The 1394-nt window shown below is 69.7% G+C and carries 2 protein-coding genes; both read right to left on the bottom strand.

The features are described 5' to 3' along the window. Nucleotides 1-83: 83 nt before the first annotated feature. The gene (locus tag FVW20_RS15240) at nucleotides 84-416 is read right to left on the bottom strand and encodes a hypothetical protein (protein ID WP_015946597.1); all 333 of its coding nucleotides are present in this window, start codon (nucleotides 414-416) and stop codon (nucleotides 84-86) included. Between the two features lie 162 nt (nucleotides 417-578). Beyond that, nucleotides 579-1394 (bottom strand): oxidoreductase (locus FVW20_RS15235; protein ID WP_196610268.1); only part of this gene is annotated, 816 nt, incomplete at its 5' end.

Below are 1394 nucleotides of genomic sequence, written 5' to 3'. Positions count from 1 at the left end.
GCAGCCGGAGGCGGGGCCGCGCGCCGTGCCCGCTCCGGCCAGGGAAGGCGGAACAGGGCACGGGCGCGCGGCCCGTATCCGGGCTATTGCGCGGGGCCAGCGGCGGTTTCTTCCGCCGGGCCGTCGGCCTCTTCGACAAGCAGGCCCAGCGGCACGTACGGGCCAAGGGGAATCAGTTCGAACTCTATCTGCCCCTGCTTGACCAGGGGCAGGGTGTTGATCAGCGACTGCGCCTCTTCCATGGAGGGGGCTTCCAGCACCATTACGGTGCCGGAACGGTCCTGCCGGAAGTACACCTCGCGGACCACGTCGGCGAGGTACATCTTGATGGTATGTGCCACTTCCTTCAGGAAGTTGGCGCGGATGACGTCGGGGGTGGCGTCTTCGCGAACCTTGTCGATGGCGAGAATCTTCATGCGCGGCTCCTGGTGGAATTCGGGTTGCACCCGGTCCACGACGGGTACGCGGTTTCGCCGCCTCGCTCAAGGCCCAAGTGGCCTGCCGTATGGGGTAAATGCCGGACATGCCCCGCTACTTCCCCCTGCCCGACCAGCCACCTGCCGCCGGTCAGGCCCGCGCTACTCGCCAGCCACCTCGCCGCGCGCCACGGGACAGTAGAAGCCCCGGTTCTCGCGCAGGGGGCCGTAGCACTTGTTGCACGAGATGCACGCGGCGCGGGCGTCGTCGCCTTCCGCCCAGCGGCGCACCAGGCCGGGTTCGCGAATCAGCGGGCGGCACAGGGAAAGCATGTCCACCGTGCCCTCATCCACCAGTTGCTGCGCCACCTGCGGGGTGCGAATGCCACCCACCAGGATCAGCGGGGCACCCACTTCGGTCTTGAAGCGGCGCGCGGCCTCGCGGTACCAGGCCTCGTCCTCGGGCTTGCGGATGCGCGTCACCCGGGCGGGCATGCGGTTCGGCGGGTTCATGGCCGTGCCGCCGGACAGTTCCACGGCGTCCACCCCGGCGGATATGGCGTGCCGGGCCGTTTCCAGCATGTCATCCACTTCGAAGCCGCCGACCATGAAGTCGGAACCGTTCAGCTTTACCCACACGGGAAAGGTCGGCCCCACGGCCTCGCGCACGGTGCGCACCGCCATCAGCAGGGGGCGCATGCGGTTTTCCAGGCTGCCGCCGAACCGGTCGGTGCGCCTGTTGCGCGCGGGCGACAGAAACTGGCTCAGCAGGTAGCCATGCGCCCCGTGCACCTGCACCCCGTCAAAGCCCGCCTGCACTGCGCGGCGCGCGGCGGCGGCCAGGGCGGCCACCACCTCGTCGAGGTCCGCCTCGGTCATTTCCCGCATGGGCGGAAAACCTTCCCGCTCGAAGGGGGTGGCGGTCATGCCGGGTTCGCCCGTGGCCGGGGTATGGGCCAGGCCGCCCGCGTGGGCCAG

Source organism: Nitratidesulfovibrio oxamicus (genome assembly GCF_015731765.1).
Taxonomy (GTDB): domain Bacteria; phylum Desulfobacterota; class Desulfovibrionia; order Desulfovibrionales; family Desulfovibrionaceae; genus Cupidesulfovibrio; species Cupidesulfovibrio oxamicus.
The sequence above is the reverse complement of the archived record's forward strand: the minus strand, read 5'-3'. Positions and strand labels throughout refer to the sequence as shown.